Here is a 20,046-nt window from a genome sequence, read left to right as displayed (position 1 = left end):
TTTACCTCATTTTTTTATTATTCATAAATAGTTTTTAAATACTTTAAGACATCTTGTTCTAATTGATGATGGGCAATATTGACCGTGATGACATGTCCAGCAGCGGCATACCAATGATAATCAACCAATAATTGTTGATCTAATAAATGCTGCCGCAGCTGTTGCGCAACGGTGGCATCAATTAACTCATCTTGGCCCCCTTGCCCAATGAAAAAGGGCCGCGTTAACTGCGATAACTGGGGACGCACTTGAGTCGCTGTAAACTGCTCAATTGCGTGTAACTGGGCTAACATGGCAGGCTTTAACGCTGCGAGCTGTGTCGCCTGTTCTGTTGACGATTGATCTGTTCGCGCCAGCTGTTGCTGACTTAATCGCATGAACATCGTTGGCACTTGACTATGCGCACTTGGAAAAATCGGTGAGCTAAAGGTTCCCCCACCTAACAACTGCGTATCATCAGCCAAAGCCTTCGTCGCAAAAATACCACCTAGTGACAAGCCAAAGATACTAATTTTAGTATAGCCTTTTTGCCGCACAAATGAAATTGCCGCTTGCGTATCTTGCCACCATTGTTCTGGAGAACCCTGAGTCACAATATCACGCGGCTGACCCGTTCCATGCCCCGTTAGCTGTGGCGCATAGACACTATAGTCCGCCCGTTCTAAGCCACGCGCTAGCATGCGCACGTCGTTAGCACTACCAGCATAAGCATGAAGCAAAATGATGACACGTTCACTATGTTCAAAGAAAAATGGTTCTGGTCGTTTAAACACCTCGACACCTTCTTTAAAAAAAAGCCTCCTGAAATCACAGGAGGACGGTTGATTACTTCGATGAGTACCATGCTAAAGCTAACGCAATGATAAAGAAAGCGATTCCTAATACCAGGGTTACCTTTTGCATGAAGGCTTCAAAACCACGGGGCTTTTGTTTTGCAAACAAATCATCCGCACCACCAGTTAATGAAGACATGGCATCATTTGTTTTGGATGGTTGCATCATTACCGCAATAATAATTAAAACGGAAACAACCAATATTAACGTCATCAGTAAATTATACAATAAAAGTGCCTCCTAAAGAGTCCGCTATGTCTATAACAATTTAACATATTTGGCCTCACTTTTCCAGTCTCAAGCGTAATTAGTTACATTCTAAACCACATCAAGTCGTCACCACATTTAATTTATCAATTTGGTGATGAACCCAAGCACGATTACTCCGATCCGTTAAAATAATTAAGGTATCACCGCCACGTATCAAGGTGTCCCCATGCGGGATAACTTGACGTTCACCCCGCCGAATAGCAATTAATAAAGACTCTTGCGGCCATTTAAAATCACGAACTTGATGTCCTTCGAACGCCGACCCTTCAAAAACTGGAATCTCTAGTCGATCTTGAACACCACTATGTTCTGGCAACTTGGGTTGTGTTAATTTTTCTAGCAATGCTTCATAAATCGGGGCCCCACCCAATAAATCAACGACCACGTAAGCCGTCATTGAGACAACTGCTAACGGCATCAAATGGTGCAAGGTCCCGACCATCTCGGTAATCAGGAGAATTGCGGTGAAAGGGGCTTTCCCAATACCAGCAAAATACCCCGCCATCGCAAAGATAATAAAGTTGGTCACATATTGGGCGGGCATTAACCCTAAGGCCACCATTGCTTGCGCATAAATGGCGCCTAAAATAGCCCCCAAGGACAGAATCGGTAAGAAAATCCCCCCTGGCAATCCTGACCCATACGAAACAGTTGAAAATACAAATCGTAACACAAAGATACCTAATAATCCTAGCAGCAATGGTGGTGCACCAGCAATATTTAGAATAACTGAATTCCCGCCACCTAGTAATTGTGGCCACAATAAACCAATGGGAATGACCAATAAAAATGGCACTAACCCGTTGAGCCAACTCGGTAACCGTAGTTTCGCATACCAACCAGGCATTGCTAGCGTGATATTTTGGTAGAGATAACCAAAAACGCCAAGCAAAATGCCTAACCCAATCAGATTACCATACTGACTTAACGGTAAGTTACGACCATATGGAATGTGTAATACGGGCACCAAACCAAAAAAATTTAATGAAATAAAATTGCTCGCAATCGCACTGGCTAAAGCGGTTGTCCAAATAATTGGCGAAAAATTATGATAGACCTCTTCCAAAATAAACAGCGTACTGGCAATGGGTGCATTAAAAGCAGCTGACAATCCCGCAGCGGCACCACCAGCAATCAGGGAACGCCGATCAGCCCCGGTTTGATGCGTCTTTTCTGCAAAGCCCTGACCAATCGTCGCGCCTAACTGAATCGATGGCCCTTCACGACCGAGATACAAGCCAGAACCAATACTTAGAATACCACCAATGAATTTTCGCCAAAGTACCGGCCACCAAGCATAATCTAATTCACCAGCAAGTTGACCTTCAACTTGTGGAATCCCAGATCCTTTAATATCCGGTGTTTGTTTCACCATTAATCCAACGATGACCGCGACTAAGACACTAAGTCCAAGCCATGGCAGCAATAACCAAAGATTGCCACGGAGCTGCCCATACCCCCATTGGACCAGCTGTAAGCCTTGTTCAATACAAAACCGAAAAACACTGACAACCACCCCAGTAATTAGCCCAACGACTAACCCCCGCCAAACGGCACTAAATCGGGTTAAATCAAAATGACGCTTCATTGGTTGACGTTGTAATTTCACCCCTTGGCTCCCGCCTTTCCATTAATCGTAATAGCTAATTGTGCCTGCACTTGCGCTAACGTTATTCCCGTTTCACGTCCCATCACCTGGCGAATCCAACTAGGCCCATCTGCGCGCCATAAAAGACCAATTAATAGATCTGTGACTAAATCAGGACTGGCCAATCCCTTTTTCAATCCAGCCATTAAATCAGGATCTTGGTATGCAGCTGCTAACAATAACGGGACTAATTCAGTTTGCCGCGGCGCAACCTGCGCCGTCTGAAAGTGACAAAAACCGACTTGGTCAGCGGTCACAATAATCGTCTCACCCGTTAACTCACCATGGACAAACTGGTCAAATTGAACCGTTTGTTGCGCTAAAAACTGCGCACGTTCCGTTGCAAAAGTAGCGCCTAAAGGTTGCCAAGTTGCAAGCTGTTCAACTTCAGTGTGATCAACTTGGTTAAACTGCGGCACGGCCGTATTCAATTTTAAAAGTGCCGCCCCCAGTTGCTGGCCTAATGTTGCTTTAGCCAATGGCTCAGCAGTCGCTTTAAATTCCGTCAGCGTAACCCCTGTTAAAGGCTGATAAATCACATAATAAAATTGGTAAGCATCAAAAATAAACCCCGCATGACGTAGCCGCGGCGCCATAAGTTGTAACCGAGCTAACCGAGTTAGACTAAACCGTTCCGCTTGATAACGATCGCGAGTCGTTGCGGCCACCACAGCCGGTGGAAAAATTGCAATTTGTGTCGGCCCCACCGCAAAAGTAGCACAAAAATCAGTTGCAACTGCGACGGGGGTTTTAAATGGTTCATGTTCGCTTGAATAGATTTGACGAATCAACGGTTCAAAGACGGCACTAGTTGTGACCACTGCTTGCCAATCTGACCATTGCTTAATTTCAGTTTGAAAATAATCCATTCGCTTAATTAACTCCTTTAAATGCTAGTAATCTTATTTTACCACGAGATTTCATGCATTTTAAAATATATGTTAAACAATCTGCTGGTCAGCGTGCTAATGACGCAAAAAAGTGACATTACTCCTCATAAGTAATGTCACCTAATTAAATCATCTATTTAGTGGCTTGTGCTAAGAAATAGCTATATGGCCGTAACCCAGCCGCCTGATACTGCTTCACAAAGGCATCAATTTCAGCTTGTGATTGATACTTCGGATCTAAGGCCATATGTTCCGTCGTAAATGGCATTGCATGGGTCAACTTAACATCAATCACAACCGGTCGGTTCGCTGTCTTAGCTTGTGCTAGCGCTGCTTTGAGTTCCGCCAATGTCCGTACGGTAATTCCAAGTGCCCCTAAGCCTTCGCCGACTTTAGCCCAATCAGTATCCGGCAACGCAACGCCCGATAATGGTTGTTGACTATCATCCGTTTGTTCGGCTTCAATAAAGCCTAACGTTTCATTACTGAAGACAAAATTGACAATGTTTAATTGATACTTTACTTCAGTGATAATCTCTTCACCTAACATTGCAAAGGCGCCATCCCCGCTCAAGCTGTACACATCACGATTGGGAAACGCACTCTTAGCAGCAATGGCCGCCGGTACACCGTAACCCATCGTTGCATATTGCCCTGAGGTCGTCCATTTCTGATCATCATGTAAATTAACCAAGCGCATAAAATTAATATTGACATTACCTACATCGACTCCAAAGATCGCTTGGGGGCTTGCCATTTTATTTAACTGGTCAAAAACTGGTTCTGGCCGTAATGGGGTACTATCATCATTAGCAAAGCTAGCTTGCCAATCACGCCAATTTTGTCGATTAGCCAAGGACGCTTGATAAAATGGTGTCGCTGGCAAAGCTGTTCCTTTGGCCAGTAATGCTTTCAGCGTCTGCTTAGCATCCGCTAAAATGCCGACGTCAACGTGATGCCGCTTACCTAACTTTTCACTATCGATATCAACTTGAATGACCTTAGCATGGGGATTAATCAGGAAAATACTAAACGGGACATCATTCCCTACCCATAAGATTAAATCAGTTGCAAACCCCGCTTCAACTCCTGGCTTTGGCGCAACTCGTCCGGTTGAACCCAAGTAATTCTCATAGTCGTCTTCAACAATTCCTTTCGCCAATACAGAAGAAATCATTGGCATCTTAAAGCTTTCCGAGACCGTCTTCAATTCCTTTGCTGCATGCTTAGCGCCAATCCCAAAATAAATCAACGGCGCCTTAGCAGATTTGATCAAGTCCCAAGCAGCATCAATTTGCTGAGGGGCTGGTTCTGGCATAATTGGGTGTTGATGTAGGGCAGCGGTTGGTACGAATTTATCTTCAATTTCCGCCCATCCTAAATCTTTAGGAATCGTCACGACAGCCACCCCGGAATATTTATAAGCTTGCCGGATTGCTTCATCAATCATTTGTGGAATCGCAGCGGCCGTCATTGCGGTCCGATTCCAAACGGCAACATCTTCAAAAATTGGACCTTCATCCATCGCTTGGAAGAAATCAACATTCATACGTTTAGTTGGCACTTGAGCCACAATGGCGAGTACCGGTGTGTGATCATGCTTAGCATCATACAGCCCATTTAGTAGATGAACAGCTCCAGGACCGGCTGATCCAAAAGTAACGCCAATGTGACCAGTTAGCTTTGATTCCGCCGAAGCAGCCAATGCGCCAGCTTCTTCATGGCGGACTTGCACATAATGTAGGGTTGCTTGGCGTTCATAAATAGCTTGCATCCCCGAATCAAATGACCCACCCGGCAATCCATAAATATTTTTAACGCCCCAAGCTTCTAATACCTTTAAACCGGCAGTTGCTGCTTTAATTTTACTCATAATCACGTCGCGCTCCTTAGATTTAGGTCAGCGCATCAGGTACCATTGTAGTAAGCGGTTACATTTCATAAAAAGAAAACTCTCGCACACTTAACTTAACAGTACCTGATTCAACTAATCTGATATAAATTCGTAATAGTCACTAAACTTAGCCATTACCAGTTAGTTTATCCGGTTGCTAACGAGGTCATCATACAACCAGTCCAAACCATAAGTCAACTACTTTCCTCATCACAACCTAATCATGACAACCGGACCACTCCTAACTAAAAGCAAGTAAGCCCGCCAAATCAGCATTCAGCTTTGATTAGCTTTTGCAAAACATGTTATATATTTATTTAATATTTTCAATATATAATAGTGATAGAAAAATTAAATATTTCAATAGATAGTTTCAATCAGTTCGTTATTATCAATTAATTTGGCCTATTAATTAGCACAAAAAAAGCCACTCCTAAGAGTGACTTTCTGATAATCGGTAATTATTTGCTAGCAATCGTGTTACGAGCGTCTTCACTCAAGTTATAGAAACCTGAAAGACCCTTGTATTCTGAAGTGCTTTCAAGTTGGTCTTCAATCCGCATTAATTGATTGTATTTAGCAATCCGTTCAGTACGGCTCATTGAACCAGTCTTGATTTGGCCAGCGTTCATTGCGACAACTAAGTCAGCAATGGTCGTGTCTTCAGTTTCACCAGAACGGTGAGAAACGATAGCTGAGTAACCAGCTTGCTTAGCCATTTCGATAGCTTCAACAGTTTCAGTTAAAGTACCAATTTGGTTAACCTTGATTAAGATTGAGTTAGCAACGCCCATCTTGATACCCTTTGCAAGGTAGTCCGTGTTAGTAACGAATAAGTCATCACCAACGATTTGAACTTTTTTACCAAGTTTAGCGGTTGCCATTTGCCAATCTTCCCAGTTGTTTTCATCCAAAGGATCTTCGATGGAAATGATTGGGTACTTGTCAACGATTGTGTCAAGTAAGTCAACGAATTCTTCGGCTGTAAATGATTTCCCATTTTCGCCTTCACCCTTTAAGTCATACTTGCCAGTTTCAGCATTGTAAAATTCTGAAGCAGCACAGTCAAAGGCAATTGCGATATCTTTGCCTGGTTTGTAACCAGCACGTTCGATAGCTTCAATTAAGATTTCGAATGGTTCTTCGTTGTTGCTCAAGTCAGGTGCGAAACCACCTTCATCACCAACAGCAGTTGATAAACCACGTTCGTTTAAGATTGCTTTAAGGTTATGGAAAGTTTCTGAACCCATCCGAACAGCTTCCTTGATTGATGATGCGCCAACAGGCATGATCATGAATTCTTGGAAGTCAACGTCGTTGTTGGCATGCTTCCCACCATTGATAACATTCATCATTGGTGCTGGCAAGACATGCGCATTGAAACCGCCAAGGTAGTTGTATAATGGCATTTCAAGTTCGTCAGCAGCTGCACGAGCAGCAGCAATTGAAACACCTAAGATAGCGTTAGCGCCAAGCTTAGCTTTGTTAGGCGTACCGTCTAACTTGATCATAGCTTGGTCAATGGCACGTTGGTCAGTAACATCGTAGCCAATGATTTCTTTAGCAATTAACTTGTTAACATTGTCAACAGCCTTAGTCACACCTTGGCCCATGAAACGACTCTTGTCGCCATCACGTAATTCAACGGCTTCATGTTCACCGGTTGAGGCACCTGAAGGAACGATACCGCGGCCAAATGCGCCACTTTCAGTATAAAGTTCAACTTCAACAGTAGGGTTACCGCGTGAGTCCAAGACTTCGCGAGCATAAATATCTGTAATAATAGACATTAAATTTTCTCCTTAGGTTTGCTTGTAATAGGTTCACATCTTATTGTAGTGGGTTGTGATTAAACTTGCAATAATGAATTACTTATTTTTGGTAGTTTACCAAAGCTAAGAATGATTCAGGGTCCATTGAGGCACCACCAACAAGACCACCATCAATGTTTGCTTTGCTCATTAATTCAACAACGTTAGCTGGTTTAACACTACCACCGTATTGAATCCGAACTTTGTCAGCAACGTCTTCTGAGTAAAGGCCAGCAATGGTCTTACGGATAACGCCACAAACTTCTTCAGCTTGGTCACTAGAAGCGGTTTTACCCGTACCGATGGCCCAGATTGGTTCGTAAGCAACAACTGTTTCGCTAACTTGGTCAGCTGATAAGCCCTTCAAAGCAGCAGTAACTTGACCAGCGACCCAATCATTAGTTTGATTAGCTTCGCGTTGTTCAAGACTTTCACCACAACAAATGATTGGCTTCATGCCATTTTTGAAAATAGCATGGGCTTTTTTGTTGATATCTTCATCAGTTTCGTGGAAATAGCCACGACGTTCTGAATGACCGATGACAACGTAGTCAATGTTTAAATCAGCTAAAGCAGCAGGTGAAGTTTCACCAGTGAAAGCACCAGCATCTTCAAAGTAAGCATTTTCAGCAGCAATCTTTAAGTTAGAACCCTTAGCAGCTTCAACCATTTCTTGTAAGAAAAGGGCTGGAGCAGCAACAACTGATTCAACTTCTGATGAGGCTGGTAATTGATCCTTAACTGCGTTTACGAAAGCCAAAGCTTCGCTAGCAGTTTTATTCATTTTCCAGTTACCGGCAATAATAGGTGTACGCACGATAGACCTTCCTTTCGGAGCTTAAATTATTTTGTAGAAATAGCAGCAATACCTGGTAAAGTCTTACCTTCAAGGTATTCAAGTGAAGCGCCACCACCAGTTGAGATATGGGTCAACTTGTCAGCAACACCAAGTTGCTTAACAGCAGCAGTTGAATCCCCACCACCAACGATAGTAGTTGCTTCTGATAATGTGCCTAAGAATTCGCCAATTTCAAGCGTACCCTTAGCATAGTTACTCATTTCGAAGACACCCATTGGTCCGTTCCAAACAACCGTCTTAGCATCGCTTAAAACAGCTTTAAATTCTTCAACTGATTTAGGACCGATGTCTAAAGCCATGTAACCATCAGGAATTGACCCTTCAACGACTTTACTAGGGACATCGTTGTCAAACTTTTCAGCAACTACTGAGTCGCTAGGTAAGACTAACTTGTCGCCAGCTTTTTCGATGATTGACTTAGCTAAGTCAATTTTGTCTTTTTCAACAAGTGAATTCCCAATACCCATGCCTTTAGCAGCATAGAAGGTATAAGTCATCCCACCACCGATGATGATTTTATCAGCTTTAGCAAGCAAGTGATCAATCACACCGATCTTATCAGAAACCTTAGCACCACCTAAGATAGCAACGAATGGGTGCTTTGGATTATCAACAGCGTTACCTAAGAACTTGATTTCTTTTTCCATCAAGAACCCAGCAGCAGCTTGATCCATGTTTGAAGCAATCCCAACGTTAGAAGCATGGGCCCGATGAGCAGTCCCGAAAGCATCGTTGACGTAAACGTCACCTAATGATGCCCAGTACTTGCCTAATTCAGGGTCATTACCTGATTCACGTTTAACTTGTTCACCGTTAACAACATCTTCAAAACGGGTGTTTTCAACAACTAAAACATCCCCATCATTCATGTTGTTAATAGCAGTTTCAAGTTGTTCGCCTTCAGTAACAGGTACGAAGGTAACAGGTTTGTTTAACAAGTTTGAAAGACGTTCAGCAACTGGACGTAAACTGAGGCCTTTCTTGTCGTCTTCACTCTTGATCCGACCTAAGTGAGAGAACAAGATAGCTTTACCATCATGTTCGCTAACATATTTGATCGTTGGTAAAGCAGCGACGATCCGGTTGTCGTCACCAATTTTGCCGTCTTTAATTGGCACATTAAAGTCGACACGAATTAAAACTTTTTTATCTTTAACATCTAAATCTGAAACGATTAATTTAGCCAAGTTAAAATCCTCCTAGAATTCGTGGGTTTGAATAAAAAAAGACGGCAGAAGGAGATTGCCTCCCCCCGCCGTCTCAAAACCTATGCGGTTTTAAAGTTCTGACAAACTAATTTATATTAGAGAGTAGCGAACTTCAATAAAGTACGTACCATTTGGCAAGTGAAGCCATATTCGTTATCGTACCAAGCAACAGTCTTAACTAATTGGCTTTCACCATCAGAAGTAACTTCAGTTTGGGTAGGATCGAAGATTGAACCAAAAGTAGTACCAATTACGTCAGAAGAAACAATTTCGTCTTCGTTGTAACCGAATGATTCGTTACCTTCAGTATGCTTCTTGATTGCTGCATTAACTTCGTCAGCAGTAACGTTCTTGTCTAAGATAGCAACTAATTCAGTTAATGAACCGTCAACAACACCAACACGTTGTGCATGGCCTTGTAACTTACCCTTCAATTCTGGGATTACTAAGCCAAGAGCTTTAGCAGCACCAGTTGAATGAGGAATAGTGTTCACACCAGCAGCACGAGCAGCACGGAAGTTACCACCACGTACAGGACCATCAAGTAACATTTGAGTTGATGTGTAAGCATGGATAGTAGTCATCGTACCAACTTTGATGCCGAATTCTTCGTTTTCGAAGAAGGCAAGTGGTGCAAGACAGTTAGTCGTACATGAACCAGCAGAAACAATGCGGTCATCTGAGTTTAAGATGTCATCGTTAACATTGTAAACGATGGTCTTCAAATCGCTACCAGCAGGAGCAGAAATCAAGACACGCTTTGCACCAGCGTCCAAGTGAGCTTGTGACTTAGCCTTTGATGTGTAGAAACCAGTACATTCGAGAACGAAGTCAACGCCGTCGTTCTTTACCCAAGGAATATTTTGTGCTTTAGGTTCAGCATAAACACGGTAAGTCTTACCGTTAACCACGATTGAATCGTCGGTTGCTGAAACTTCAGCGTCCAAAGTACCATGAGTTGAGTCATACTTCAAAAGATGAGCCAACAATGCAGGTGAAGTTAAATCGTTAATAGCAACAACTTCGATATCACTTGATTTTGCACCAAGTTCTAAGATACGACGGAATGCTAAACGACCGATACGTCCGAAACCATTAATACCAATTTTTACAGACATACTAGAATTTCCTCCTTGTGGAAATAAAAATATTTTTTATTTTAAAAAGCAACTTCAATATAGAAGATTACTTTTTTAAAATCAAGTTTGCTGCACCTTCATCCGTGATTAAACACGTCTTTTTAGGTGCGATCTTCATATACGCCTCAATTGCGGTCGCTTTAGAAGCACCGCCCGCAACTGCGAGTATAATCTCCATATTGGCCAGTTCTCCGATTTGCAAACCAATACGTGGAATTCGATAAACAACGTTGCCGTCTTTATCAAAGAAATAACCAAAGGCTTCCCCGACCGCATGGCGGCCACGTAATACTTTAATCTGATCCTCAGACATGTCCCGGCGATGCGCCATTGAAACCGCATCACCCACACTGTGAATCACCACGTTAGCTTGGCGAATAATCCCCAACACCTCTTGAATACTTGGTTCTTTGAGGAGTGGTTCATAGGTTCGTTCACTGACCTGTTCGGGCACAAACAACGACCGAAATTTACCACCGGTGTGTTGTGCCATTTGGGACGCAATGGTATTTGCTTGAATCGCAACCGATTCACCAACCCCACCACGCGCCGGAACAAATAACAAGTCACGTTTGCTAGCAAGCTTGCTAGATAAATGATTTGCCACATGCTCCATGGTATGACCACCCATTACAGCAATAATGTTATTCCCTTCTGGCAATAACCGCTGTAATAGTTGGTTAACTTCTTCGCCCATGGTCCCGATAACCTTTAACTGTCGGTCGGAGTCGCCAGAGACAATAATACAACGTTTTAAATTGAAGCGTTGCGCTAACTGTCGTTCTTTCTGTCGAATTCCCATTAACTCATCCATGAATTGGCTTAACCCGAGTAAAACATCTTTTCCCGGTTGCGTCAACTGCATGCCCGCCTTATCAGTCACAATTAAATCTAACTTCCGTAACGTATCCGTTTCGGTCCGTAACGTCCGTTCACTGACTTCTAAAGTTTGAGCCAATAGCCGACGTCCAACTGGGGCCATCCAATTAATGGTTCTTAATACCAAGTACCGATGACTTAGCATTTCAACCATGTCTGGGGCAATTGCCTCAATCCATTGAATATCTGAATGCATGGCATCCAACCTGCTCTCTAGTGGGACGGATTTAGTCCAGCTATGTCGAATAACGACCCAAAGACTTAAAAAAACAAAGCACACAACGATAATTTACAATGAAATCGATGTTGCATACCTCTCTTAACCACAACTTGAATTATAACAGGTTCATGTAATGGTTGCAAATGAGAACCCACCACAGCCGATAACCGACTGCTCAAAATGGTTGTTTTCGTTACTGTTCGGTTTTTAAATATTGTTTTCGCTTAGACGAAGCTGGAATGTTAAGATTTTCCCGATATTTGGCAACTGTACGCCGTGAAAGTTCGACATTTTCCGACTTAAGAATCTGAACTATTTTTTGGTCTGAAAGCGGTTTTTCTTTATCTTCCTGCTTAACTAAAGCCACAATCCGGTGTTGCACGTTATCAGCCGAGACGAGTTCGCCATTCGCGGGACGTTTGCTGACCGCCTGAGTAAAGAAACGCTTAAGTTCAAACATACCAAAATCAGTTTGCACATATTTACCATTGATACTCCGACTAATTGTCGATTCATGTACTTGTAACTGTTGCGCCACATCACGCAATAATAACGGTTTTAAACTTTTGGTTTTTTCAAGGAAGAAAGCCGACTGTCGTTCAATAATCGCGGTTCCTACGCGAAAAATAGTTGCCTCACGTTGCTGCAAGCTACTTGCAATCCAATCATACTCAGATTTTTTCTCTTTCAGATACTCCGTAACTTCTTGATCATCATGTTGACTCATCTGTTGATAATACCGACTCTGAAATTTGACAATTGGTTGCGCCATCGATGCAGTCTTCAACGCCAATTGCCCCACTGTTGGTTGGGTCACAATTAGGTCTGGAAAAATATATCCCGTTGTTTCTTGTCCGACTGCCGCCCCAGGTGTTGGGCTTAACGTCCGTATATAGTCATAAACACTTGAAATATCGGCTAACTCAACCGCGTATTTTTTGGCTAACTGGGCCCAATTACGATTAACCAGCGCATCAAAGCTTTCTTCTAAAATAATGTACGCTAAATTAGGTGCACTATCATCATTTTCAGTTTGTAACATCAGCGCTTGTTGCAAGTTTCGGGCCCCAACCCCTGGTGGATCGAGTTGTTGTAGCAAGGTGATTGCATCTAGTAATTCAATCGGCGTCGCTTGCATTGCGGCTAACACTTGTTCATCAGCCACTTTTAAATACCCATTAACATCCACGTATTCGATCAAGTACAGCACGATTTTGCGTAACTTAGTATCTCGCATGGTTAAATGAATCTGATCTAATAAGTATTCAAACAGAGAATGTTGGTTAGATGTCGAAACCCGCTCAATAAAATCATCATGGGTCGTGACAGTCTTAGCTGTACTCAAACTGGCATGATTGGCATTCCAATTAGTATCAACATCAATTAATGGATTTTCAAGCGCTTTTTGGGTTAAAAAATCACGTAATTCTTCAACGTTAAATTGCAACATTTGAATTGATTGTTGCAATCGCTGCGTCATGGCCAACTTTTGGGTTTGCCGTTGTTGTTGGCGAAAACCTGGTCCTAATGCCATAAATAATGCCTCCCAAATATTTTTTATAAATATCGCTTGTGTTTTCAGCCATAATCCGCTAAACTATAACATGTTGTTCAGGCGCCCGTAGTGTAATGGATCGCACGTAAGATTCCGGTTCTTGAAATGGGGGTTCGATTCCCTCCGGGCGCATCACTTAGCTGAGATTGTATCTCAGCTTTTTTTATACCCAAATCAAGCAAAAATAGAACTTACACCGCTTTCATCATACCATACTAAACAACCTAGGCGGTACCCCTGTTGCTAGTCAGTCAGGATATTTGGACATAAAAAAGAGATTGGGATTTCCCCAATCTCAAGCCGTATATGATAGAATCCTAAGTATACCACGGAACCTAAAAAAACGGAATTTTGTTTTTGAGGTTTTTCTTTTGACCTTTACTGACCTTAGCGGTAAACTACATTTATATTAGCAATGAGCTAATTTATCAGATTGAAACTTTAGGAGGCTAACAAGTATGTATCCAGTTCCGACAGTTATCGAACAGTCATCACGTGGCGAACGTGCTTATGACATTTACTCACGACTTTTAAAAGACCGTATTATTATGTTATCTGGTCCTATTGAAGACAATATGGCCAATGCGATTATTGCGCAATTACTCTTCTTAGATGCGCAAGATTCCGACAAAGACATTTATCTTTATATCAATTCACCAGGTGGGGTTGTCACCGCCGGCTTAGCCATCTATGACACGATGAACTTCATCAAGTCTGATGTCCAAACCATTGTTATGGGGATGGCAGCTTCCATGGCCAGTGTCCTCGCTTCTTCTGGGACTAAGGGCAAGCGTTTCGCTTTACCTAACTCAGAAATCTTGATTCATCAACCTTCTGGTGGTGCTCAAGGACAACAAACTGAAATTGAAATCGTTGCTGAAGAAATTTTGAAGACGCGTAAAAAGATCAACGAAATTTTAGCAAGCAATTCTGATCAACCAGTTGAAAAGTTGAATCATGATACCGAACGTGATAACTACTTAACAGCTCAAGAAGCCAAAGATTATGGTTTGATCGATGATATTATGGAAAACAACAAACTAAAATAACCCTTTAAAGTGAGCTAACAACACAGTTAGCTCATTTTTTGTGCTCACAAAAAGGCGACACCCTTTAACACTCAGGTTGCCGCCTTACTGTTTTTTCAATTCAATTTATTTTTCCATATAAGCATACTTGTAATTCCACTGCGTTCCAGCTGTATTGTGGATGATGCCCTTGGCTTTAGGATTTTGTAAGTAGGAATAAACCGTCTGATAAATCGGCGTAATCCCTTGATCTTGCATAATCACCTTTTCTGCTTGCAACATATCTTGCCAGCGGGCCTCGGCATTATTAGCATCTTGATTTTGGGCTTTCTTAATCAATGCGTTATAGGTGCTGCTGTTATATTTACCATAATTATAACCACTCCCACTCGTCATAATTTGTAAATGCGAGATTGGGTCATTGAAATCAGCACCCCAACCACTCAGATAAACATCAAAATCACCTTGTTGTGCCCGAGATGACGCCACCTTAGCCGGAAGATTTGATAGATTAATTGTTAACCCTGGTAAAGTCTTCTCCAATTGACCTTTGAAATATTGTGAGATTGGTTTATTAGGTTCATCATTTGACGTTAACATGCTAATCGTTAACTGCTTAATGCCAACCTCTTTTAATCCTTGTTGCCAAAGCTTTTTTGCTAGTTTTGGATTATATGACGTTGAATTTTTAACGGTCGATTCACTGGCAAAATCTTGACCATTTTTAGGATCTTTGGCTAGGTTTTGTGGCACAAACGTCTTAGCCGTCTTGGACGCATCCCCAATGACATTTTTAACAAGTTGTTCCCGATTAATTGATAACGAAATAGCTTGGCGAATCTTTTGATTGCTCAAAGCCTTTTTAATCGTGGCATTACTATCTTGGAAATTATAGACCAAGAAGGCTGTGATTGAATAGGGGTATGTGGTGTAAGCCTTATTAGATTTCATGTTTTTCACTTGTTCACTTGATAACTGGGTTAAGTCCAGTTTGTTTTCTTGGAACAAGTTTAAAGTAGTCGTCGAACTTTCATTCACACTATAATTAATCTTGTTTAAATGAACGACTTTTTTATCCCAATATTGATTATTTTTAACATAAGTCCATTTATTATTGGTCCCGGTCCAGCCGGTTAACTTAAAGGGCCCACTGTATAACATATATTGTGCCTTCGTGGCGTACTTACTACCCCATTTCTTTACGGCAGCTTCGCTAATCGGGCCAAATAATGGATAAGTCATTAATTTCTTAAAATAAGTGATTGGCTTATCTAACGTTACGATAAACGTATGCTTGCCACTTGCCTTGACGCCCAACGTGCTGGCCGGCTTTTTCCCAGCGACAATTGCATCCGCATTTTTAATCCCTGAAAATAAATACGCATACTGAGACTTAGTCGCTGGCGTGACAGTACGCCGCCACGAGTATACAAAGTCTTGCGCCGTAATCGCTGACCCATCACTCCACTTAGCATTACGAATCGTGAATGTATAGGTCTTGCCATCTTTCGAAACTTTACTTTGACTCGCTAAACCAGGCGTGACACTACCGTCCTTACCTAAGCGATATAGACTCTCAAATAAATTCCCCGTGCTACCGTAACCAGACATCGTCGAAATATCAATTGAATCGAGCGAACTTGGATATGAAAGATTTAAAACTTGGTTAGTTGCATATTTACCGCTGGTCGTCGCTTGACTACTTTGCTTACCACAAGCCGCTAACACCGCTACTAACATGACACTAAAAATAACTGCTAACACTGATCGCTTCTTCAATACTCTCGCCCCTTTTATTTTACTTTTTTGGTGGATCTACCCTCGAATCGGTAACAAAAAAACGCCTGCTAGGAATCTCGTCAGATTCCAAGCAGGCGTTTCAAAAATAACGTTTTGAGCTCAATGCCGTTAGTTTTGATGCAGTAGAGACGCTTGTAATTCGACGCAAATAGCCATGTTGTTAGTTTCACAACATGGACAGCAGTTCATTAACATGACTTGTTTTTGCATTTGCATCGTAACGTCTCTCCGATTTCATAAGATGGCTTTAGTATAGAGAGTCTTACTTACTTTTGTCAAGTGATTTATTTAATACCAGCACTGCTAATTAAACTTAATCAGGGTTAAACTAATAGATAACAGTTATTTTTAGGAGGCTATCAAATCATGGATGATATGAGCCAAGCTATTTTTAAAGATCAACGTGGTCAACTGGAGCAGTTATTAAAAATTGGGTTTATCCGCCACAATCATGACCTGATTCGGTCGCAACCATTATTAGCACCAACTTTTACGTTAACCCTCACAGTGACACTACCTAATACAGTTACCACAACCTTAATCGATAATGCCACGCAGCAACCTTATACGCTACATCTGGCAGCCAGCAATGCTGGTGCCTTTGTCGCAAGCGTTCGAAAGGCCTACCTTGACGCACTCCAAGCCGTTGCCGACCAGGCTTTTGAACCCGCAATGTTTCCATCACGTCAAGCTCGTTGGTTGATTGAAACCGTCAAGGCTAACTATCACAATGAGCTTGAATTCTTATGGCCTAAATTTCCAAATAACGCTATTTTACGACGCTCAGATACCAAAAAATGGTATGCCTTGCTGGTTAAAATACCACAACGTAAGCTAGGGCTGGATTCAGATGAAATCGTGACCGTCGTTGATTTTCGATTAGCTGATCAGCAATCATTAATTGATCAAAAAAATTATTTTCCAGCTTACCATATGAACAAGCAACACTGGTTTTCAATCATCTTAGATGATCGGGTTGCCGATGCTGACTTACGCAACTATTTGCAACTAAGTTACGACTTGGCTCAATGAGTCAGTCCGTTCCCCTCGATGATCGGTAATAAATAGTCGCGACAAGAATTTAAATTCTTGTCGCGACTATTTATTGTGTTGTCCACTCGTTTTTGATTAAGCTTCTTTTTGCAATTGTTCAGCAAACTGGTTAATCTTACGTAAACGATGATTAATCCCTGATTTTGAAATCGGGCCACCGGGCACTAAGGTCCCCAATTCTTTGAGGCTCACTTCACGATGCGCTAACCGTGTTACCGCAACTTCTTGTAATTTCGGTGGCAATTGCTTCAAGCCAACCGTATCATCAATCAATAAAATATTTTCAATCTGCTTACTGGATGCATTCGCAACCTTATCCATATTCGCATTCTCACAGTTAACCAATCGATTAACCGAGTTACGCATATCTCGCATGATTCGCACATCTTCAAACTTCAACATGCCATTCGTGGCCCCAATTAACGATAAAAAGTCCGCAATTTTTTCGGCCTCCTTGATATACGTAATAAAGCCGCCACGACGATCCGTCGTTCGCGAGTTCATACCGTATTGATTCATCATTTGTGAAATCATCAAATTATGTTCTTCATACAGGGAATAGATTTCTAAATGATAACGTGACGTTTCAGGATTATTCACCGAACCACCGGCTAAAAAAGCGCCACGCAAATAGGAACGCACCGCCGCATCATCGGTTAAGACTTCAGTCGGCACAACTTCCACAATTTGATAATCCTTAAAAATACCCAAATCAGCTAAGACCATTTCAGTCCCAGTCTGCAAACGAACGATATACAAGTTATTTTTATTTAATTTCATTTTACGGCGCACAATTAATTCACTGGCGACGTCATAAAATTGTTTTAATAACCGATAGATACGCCGCGCAATGGCCGGGTTTTCCGTCTGAATGTTCAATATTAAATGATGATGTGCTAAAGTAATCGTCCCATTCATTCGAATCAAGGCCATTAATTCAGCTTTCGCATTCTCGCGATGGACAGCGAGGTTAGTTAGTTCTTTTTTAACTTCACTGGCGTATGACATCTGGCTACCTCCTACCTTAAAATGTCGGAATGACCGACTAAGTTCATCAGTTCCGTGACAACTTGATCACCATCATGAAAGGCCCCATTATCACGCAATTGTAAAAAGTTCGACGAAATCACTTTACATCCTTGATCTCGGAGCCCCCGAAAATCATGGCTTACTTGCCGTGAAACCTCGTTGAATTTGTGAAAATCCATATAGTCATCCGGTACTTTTTCCGTATTAACTAACACTGTATTAATAAAAGCTTCACCTAAATGTCGATTCAAAACACGGACATGGTCAGCATCTGAAAAGTCATCCGTTTCGCCCTTTTGGGTCATAATATTACAAATATAGACGACCTCAGCATCTGATTCACATACAGCCCGGCCGATATTATCAATGGTTAAATTTGGCAGGATACTCGTAAACAAGCTCCCAGGACCCAATACAATCTGATCTGCAGCCATGATGGCATCAATGACTGGCTGAACCGCCGCGGGACGTTGCCCGTCTTTATCGGTCACCCACACGCGGTCTAACGACTTATGTGCAGCCGTTATCTCAGCTTCACCAACAAGTTCAGACCCATCCTTAAACTTACCATGCAACGTCAAAGCTTCGTTGGCCGCTGGATAGACATGGCCCTCAACTTGCATCATGCTGGATAATTCTTGAACCGCATCAAAGACCCCGGATTTCATCTCGGTTAAAGCGGCAATAATTAAATTTCCAATGGCATGGCCCGCAAAAAATTGGTCGTCACCTTGGAACCGGTACTGAAAAATATCTTTATATAAATGGGGTAAGCTAGATAATGCCACCATGACATTGCGAATATCACCTGGTGGCACGACGTTAACATAATTGCGAATAATGCCAGACGAACCCCCATCATCAGCCACTGTGACAACCGCCGTGATGTCAACCGCTTGCTTGCGCAACCCATTGAGGACAACTGGCAACCCAGTTCCCCCACCAATCACGACGATCTTTGGTCGCTGAGTCTTAAACGTATATTTTCTCATGAGCGATTAACTGTTTCCTTCCGTTTTTCGATATCGCGGTGGCTAATGTGCACCTTATAGCTTTTCGCTAAAGCCGCCCCGATACGCTTAGTAAGCGCCACCGAGCGATGCTGTCCACCAGTACACCCAATTGCGATAGTCAAGCTGGTCTTGCCTTCCGCTTCATAACCTGGCATGATACTTTCCAGCATGCCTAAAAACTGTTGATAAAAAGCCTCAGTCGCCGGCTGTTCCATCACATAATCATAGACTGGCTGATCTAGCCCAGTTTGGCCCTTTAAGGCTGGAATGTAATACGGATTGGGTAAAAAACGAACATCCATAACGATATCAGCATCAATCGGTAAGCCGTATTTAAAGCCAAAGGAGACCATTTCGACGTGAAAGGTTTCATCAGCATTTGTTTCAAATTTATCAAAAATTGATTCACGCAGTTCGCGTGGGGTTAACGTGGTCGTATCAATCACGTAAGACGCTCGATCTTTTAGCGGTGCTAGTAAGTCTCGTTCCTTATACACACCATCCATAATTCGACCTTCCATGGCTAATGGATGAGCCCGCCGCGTTTCTTTATAGCGTGAAACTAATTCCTCATTGGACGCATCCAAAAAGATAATTTTGGTCGACACGAAGTCGGTATTATCCAAATTAGCTAACATATCAATAATCTCGTCATAAAACGCCCGTGATCGTAAATCAATCACCAAAGCGACTTTGTTAATTTTACCGGATTCTTCAACCAATTCAGAAAATTTTGGTAACAAAGCTGGCGGCATATTATCAATACAAAAATAGCCGAGATCTTCAAAGCTTTGAACAGCGACTGTCTTACCAGCACCACTCATTCCAGAGATAATTACTAATTGTAAAGATTCTGCCATAACGTTGCTCCTTTGATCGATGTTGTTGGTAGTATAGCATACCGGGTGTGTCATTT

17 protein-coding genes and 1 tRNA gene are annotated in these 20,046 nt (G+C 42.2%); 3 read left to right on the top strand and 15 right to left on the bottom strand.

Annotated features, from left to right (window positions below; genetic code table 11):
- Window positions 1-17: 17 nt before the first annotated feature.
- The 11 genes from C5Z25_RS09510 to rpoN form a co-directional block, all read right to left on the bottom strand.
- Window positions 18-773: an alpha/beta hydrolase gene (locus C5Z25_RS09510; RefSeq protein WP_105452393.1), complete on the bottom strand. Its 756-nt coding sequence runs from the start codon at window positions 771-773 to the stop codon at window positions 18-20.
- 52 nt (window positions 774-825) lie between these two features.
- The gene (gene secG, locus C5Z25_RS09505) at window positions 826-1,062 is read right to left on the bottom strand and encodes a preprotein translocase subunit SecG (RefSeq protein WP_105452392.1); all 237 of its coding nucleotides are present in this window, start codon (window positions 1,060-1,062) and stop codon (window positions 826-828) included.
- 100 nt (window positions 1,063-1,162) lie between these two features.
- Window positions 1,163-2,692, bottom strand: coding sequence for a ClC family H(+)/Cl(-) exchange transporter (locus C5Z25_RS09500; RefSeq protein ID WP_105452880.1), 1,530 nt, complete (start codon window positions 2,690-2,692; stop codon window positions 1,163-1,165).
- A 17-nt stretch (window positions 2,693-2,709) separates the two neighbouring features.
- The gene (locus tag C5Z25_RS09495) at window positions 2,710-3,621 is read right to left on the bottom strand and encodes a hypothetical protein (protein ID WP_105452391.1); all 912 of its coding nucleotides are present in this window, start codon (window positions 3,619-3,621) and stop codon (window positions 2,710-2,712) included.
- Window positions 3,622-3,775: 154 nt separating this feature from the next.
- Window positions 3,776-5,515 carry a pyruvate oxidase gene (spxB, locus tag C5Z25_RS09490; RefSeq protein ID WP_105452390.1) on the bottom strand — a complete coding sequence of 580 codons (1,740 nt, stop codon included), beginning with the start codon at window positions 5,513-5,515 and terminating at the stop codon, window positions 3,776-3,778.
- A 482-nt stretch (window positions 5,516-5,997) separates the two neighbouring features.
- Complete coding sequence (gene eno, locus C5Z25_RS09485; protein ID WP_105449946.1) at window positions 5,998-7,326, bottom strand: phosphopyruvate hydratase; 1,329 nt, start codon at window positions 7,324-7,326, stop codon at window positions 5,998-6,000.
- Between the two features lie 82 nt (window positions 7,327-7,408).
- Entirely contained in the window at window positions 7,409-8,164 is a 756-nt protein-coding gene (gene tpiA / locus C5Z25_RS09480; RefSeq protein WP_105452389.1) for a triose-phosphate isomerase, read from the bottom strand.
- A gap of 26 nt (window positions 8,165-8,190) precedes the next feature.
- Window positions 8,191-9,393, bottom strand: a complete 1,203-nt coding sequence (locus C5Z25_RS09475; RefSeq protein ID WP_105449944.1) for a phosphoglycerate kinase — start codon at window positions 9,391-9,393, stop codon at window positions 8,191-8,193.
- A 116-nt stretch (window positions 9,394-9,509) separates the two neighbouring features.
- A complete protein-coding gene (gene gap, locus C5Z25_RS09470) occupies window positions 9,510-10,532 on the bottom strand; it encodes a type I glyceraldehyde-3-phosphate dehydrogenase (protein ID WP_105449943.1) in 1,023 nt (340 codons plus the stop codon).
- 67 nt (window positions 10,533-10,599) lie between these two features.
- Window positions 10,600-11,628 carry a sugar-binding transcriptional regulator gene (locus C5Z25_RS09465; protein ID WP_105452388.1) on the bottom strand — a complete coding sequence of 343 codons (1,029 nt, stop codon included), beginning with the start codon at window positions 11,626-11,628 and terminating at the stop codon, window positions 10,600-10,602.
- A 217-nt stretch (window positions 11,629-11,845) separates the two neighbouring features.
- The gene (gene rpoN / locus C5Z25_RS09460) at window positions 11,846-13,186 is read right to left on the bottom strand and encodes an RNA polymerase factor sigma-54 (RefSeq protein WP_105452387.1); all 1,341 of its coding nucleotides are present in this window, start codon (window positions 13,184-13,186) and stop codon (window positions 11,846-11,848) included.
- Window positions 13,187-13,267: 81 nt separating this feature from the next.
- Here rpoN and C5Z25_RS09455 point away from each other — a divergent pair.
- Together C5Z25_RS09455 and clpP are read left to right on the top strand one after the other, a co-directional pair.
- A tRNA-Arg gene (locus C5Z25_RS09455) sits at window positions 13,268-13,339 on the top strand.
- Between the two features lie 326 nt (window positions 13,340-13,665).
- Window positions 13,666-14,256 carry an ATP-dependent Clp endopeptidase proteolytic subunit ClpP gene (gene clpP, locus C5Z25_RS09450; protein WP_105452386.1) on the top strand — a complete coding sequence of 197 codons (591 nt, stop codon included), beginning with the start codon at window positions 13,666-13,668 and terminating at the stop codon, window positions 14,254-14,256.
- Window positions 14,257-14,361: 105 nt separating this feature from the next.
- Here the strand turns inward: clpP and C5Z25_RS09445 are convergent, their stop codons facing one another.
- Window positions 14,362-16,014 carry a peptide ABC transporter substrate-binding protein gene (locus C5Z25_RS09445; protein ID WP_105452385.1) on the bottom strand — a complete coding sequence of 551 codons (1,653 nt, stop codon included), beginning with the start codon at window positions 16,012-16,014 and terminating at the stop codon, window positions 14,362-14,364.
- A 387-nt stretch (window positions 16,015-16,401) separates the two neighbouring features.
- Between C5Z25_RS09445 and C5Z25_RS09440 the strand changes: the two genes are divergently transcribed.
- Window positions 16,402-17,067: an MmcQ/YjbR family DNA-binding protein gene (locus C5Z25_RS09440; RefSeq protein ID WP_105452384.1), complete on the top strand. Its 666-nt coding sequence runs from the start codon at window positions 16,402-16,404 to the stop codon at window positions 17,065-17,067.
- Window positions 17,068-17,163: 96 nt separating this feature from the next.
- Here the strand turns inward: C5Z25_RS09440 and whiA are convergent, their stop codons facing one another.
- Genes whiA through rapZ form a run of 3 tightly spaced genes read right to left on the bottom strand, consistent with a single transcriptional unit; the run spans window position 17,164 to window position 19,990 of the window.
- A complete protein-coding gene (gene whiA / locus C5Z25_RS09435) occupies window positions 17,164-18,096 on the bottom strand; it encodes a DNA-binding protein WhiA (RefSeq protein ID WP_105452383.1) in 933 nt (310 codons plus the stop codon).
- 11 nt (window positions 18,097-18,107) lie between these two features.
- Window positions 18,108-19,109 carry a gluconeogenesis factor YvcK family protein gene (locus C5Z25_RS09430; protein ID WP_105449936.1) on the bottom strand — a complete coding sequence of 334 codons (1,002 nt, stop codon included), beginning with the start codon at window positions 19,107-19,109 and terminating at the stop codon, window positions 18,108-18,110.
- Window positions 19,106-19,990 (bottom strand): RNase adapter RapZ, encoded by an 885-nt coding sequence (gene rapZ, locus C5Z25_RS09425; protein WP_105452382.1) that lies wholly within the window; start codon window positions 19,988-19,990, stop codon window positions 19,106-19,108. The genes C5Z25_RS09430 and rapZ overlap by 4 nt, the downstream gene beginning before the upstream one ends.
- Window positions 19,991-20,046 lie beyond the last annotated feature (56 nt).

Source organism: Lactobacillus sp. CBA3605, assembly GCF_002970915.1.
In the GTDB taxonomy this organism is placed as follows: Bacteria; Bacillota; Bacilli; order Lactobacillales; family Lactobacillaceae; genus Lactiplantibacillus.
Note: the sequence above shows the minus strand (reverse complement) of the source record. Positions and strands in the feature narration are given on the sequence as shown.

Excerpts from the sequence above, each read along its gene's own strand:
- C5Z25_RS09500 (WP_105452880.1), bottom strand. The coding sequence starts at position 2,692 with ATGAAGCGTCATTTTGATTTAACCCGATTTAGTGCCGTTTGGCGGGGG.
- C5Z25_RS09495 (WP_105452391.1), bottom strand. The coding sequence starts at position 3,621 with ATGGATTATTTTCAAACTGAAATTAAGCAATGGTCAGATTGGCAAGCA.
- spxB (WP_105452390.1), bottom strand. The coding sequence starts at position 5,515 with ATGAGTAAAATTAAAGCAGCAACTGCCGGTTTAAAGGTATTAGAAGCT.
- eno (WP_105449946.1), bottom strand. The coding sequence starts at position 7,326 with ATGTCTATTATTACAGATATTTATGCTCGCGAAGTCTTGGACTCACGC.
- gap (WP_105449943.1), bottom strand. The coding sequence starts at position 10,532 with ATGTCTGTAAAAATTGGTATTAATGGTTTCGGACGTATCGGTCGTTTA.
- C5Z25_RS09465 (WP_105452388.1), bottom strand. The coding sequence starts at position 11,628 with ATGCATTCAGATATTCAATGGATTGAGGCAATTGCCCCAGACATGGTT.
- rpoN (WP_105452387.1), bottom strand. The coding sequence starts at position 13,186 with ATGGCATTAGGACCAGGTTTTCGCCAACAACAACGGCAAACCCAAAAG.
- clpP (WP_105452386.1), top strand. The coding sequence starts at position 13,666 with ATGTATCCAGTTCCGACAGTTATCGAACAGTCATCACGTGGCGAACGT.
- C5Z25_RS09440 (WP_105452384.1), top strand. The coding sequence starts at position 16,402 with ATGGATGATATGAGCCAAGCTATTTTTAAAGATCAACGTGGTCAACTG.
- whiA (WP_105452383.1), bottom strand. The coding sequence starts at position 18,096 with ATGTCATACGCCAGTGAAGTTAAAAAAGAACTAACTAACCTCGCTGTC.
- C5Z25_RS09430 (WP_105449936.1), bottom strand. The coding sequence starts at position 19,109 with ATGAGAAAATATACGTTTAAGACTCAGCGACCAAAGATCGTCGTGATT.
- rapZ (WP_105452382.1), bottom strand. The coding sequence starts at position 19,990 with ATGGCAGAATCTTTACAATTAGTAATTATCTCTGGAATGAGTGGTGCT.